Raw genomic sequence first — 1646 nt, forward strand, 5'->3', positions numbered from 1 at the left:
GCCCCGTCGCGGGAGATGCCCCGCGCCGCGCCATCCGGTCGTCTCCGGCGCCTTCCGCCCGGCGCGGCGCTGCGGCGCGATCTGGCGCCGCCCCGGCGGCATGCCTTGGCGTTGCCGTCGCCGCGCGCCAGACTCGGCGCCGGGACGCGAGGAGGAACTCGGCATGATCGGACGGCGCGGCGCGATGGCGCTCGGCATGGCGGCGGCGGCGGGCGGCGCGCGAGCGCAGGGCAGCTGGCCCGAGCGGCAGATTCGCCTGGTCGTCGGCTATCCGGCGGGTGGCCCTTCCGACGTCTTCGCGCGGCTTCTCGCCACGCAGATGGGCCCGCGGCTTGGCCAGAGCCTGGTGGTGGAGAACCGCCCTGGCGGCGGCGCCGTGCTGGCGAGCGAGACCGCCGCCCGCGCGCCGGCTGACGGATACACCTGGCTGCACGTCGACAACGGGATCCTTGTCTATAACCCGGCGCTCTATGCCCGCCTGCCCTACGACCCGGACCGCGACCTTGCCGGCGTCGGCTTCATCGGGCGCTTCCCGCTCTACATCGTCTGCCGGGCCGATGCGCCGCAGCGGGACTTCGCGGCGCTGGTCGCCGCGTCCCGGACGCGGGCGCCGACCTATGGTTCGCCCGCCGTCGCCTCGCCGCATCATCTCGCGATGGAACTGGCCAAGCGCCGCTCGGGGCTTGCCGCCGAGCACGTGCCCTATCGCGGCGGGCAGGCGGCGATGCAGGACCTGCTCGCGGGCAATGTCGATCTGGTCATGATCGATACGGCGACCGGGCTACCCTTCATCCGCGACGGGCGGGTGCGCGCGCTCGTCGTGCTGAGCGAGCAGCGCACGGCGGAAGCGCCCGCGGTGCCCGCGCTGCGGGAACTCGGCCACGATGCGGTGGCCTTCGGCTGGCAGGGGATCAGCGTGCCCAAGGGAACGCCGGCGCCGATCGTCGCGCGGCTGAACGCGGAGCTGGTCCGCGCCGTGGCGTCGGAGGAGGTGCAGTCGCGGACGCGCACCCTCGGCATCCAGACCAATGCGTGGAGCGCGGGCGAGTTCGACGCCTTCGTCGCGGCCGAGAACGCGCTGTGGCGACCGCTGATCCGGGATCTTGGCATCCGCCTCGATGCTTGACGTCACATTTAGGTTTGCCCAACTTCCAGGCATGAACCGTCGCGCGATCTTCGTCGGCCTCGCCGCCGCCGCCCTCGCCATGCCGGCCCAGGCCCGGGAAGGTGCTGTCCAGCGCTCTGGCCGCGCTATCGAGCGCGCCGCCAAGCGCACCGGGGAAGGCATCGAGCGCGGCGCCCGCCGCACCGGGTCCGCGCTGGAACGCGCCGCGGGCTGGACCGGCGAACGCCTGCGCCGTGCCGGGGAATGGGCCTTCGGGTCCTGAGGTCGCGCCGCGAACGACGCGGCGGCCGGATGTTCCATGGTGCGGCGTGAGGCTGCCCCGTTGTCGCCGCACCGGCGGCGCATCATCTCCCGCATCGCTCCCGTGGAGTGACCGATGCGATTCGTCCCGAGTGCCCTTGCCCTTGCCCTGATCCTGGCCGCCGCGCCCGCCCTGGCGCAGACGGCCACCCCCTTGCCGCCGCCCGTGCCGCGCGCCGCAGACCCCGCGCCCGCAGCGCCGAACGACGCGGCGCCCGCC

2 protein-coding genes are annotated in these 1646 nt (G+C 74.5%); both read left to right on the top strand.

Features of this window, described 5'->3' with window-relative positions; genetic code table 11:
• Positions 1-163 precede the first annotated feature (163 nt).
• The gene (locus HW577_RS24750; protein WP_198378749.1) at positions 164-1126 is read left to right on the top strand and encodes a Bug family tripartite tricarboxylate transporter substrate binding protein; all 963 of its coding nucleotides are present in this window, start codon (positions 164-166) and stop codon (positions 1124-1126) included.
• Between the two features lie 31 nt (positions 1127-1157).
• Complete coding sequence (locus HW577_RS24755) at positions 1158-1388, top strand: hypothetical protein (RefSeq protein WP_198378750.1); 231 nt, start codon at positions 1158-1160, stop codon at positions 1386-1388.
• Positions 1389-1646: the final 258 nt, after the last annotated feature.

The organism is Neoroseomonas rubea (genome assembly GCF_016106015.1).
GTDB lineage: Bacteria > Pseudomonadota > Alphaproteobacteria > Acetobacterales > Acetobacteraceae > Neoroseomonas > Neoroseomonas rubea.

Excerpts from the sequence above, each read along its gene's own strand:
- HW577_RS24755 (WP_198378750.1), top strand. The coding sequence starts at position 1,158 with ATGAACCGTCGCGCGATCTTCGTCGGCCTCGCCGCCGCCGCCCTCGCC.
- HW577_RS24750 (WP_198378749.1), top strand. The coding sequence starts at position 164 with ATGATCGGACGGCGCGGCGCGATGGCGCTCGGCATGGCGGCGGCGGCG.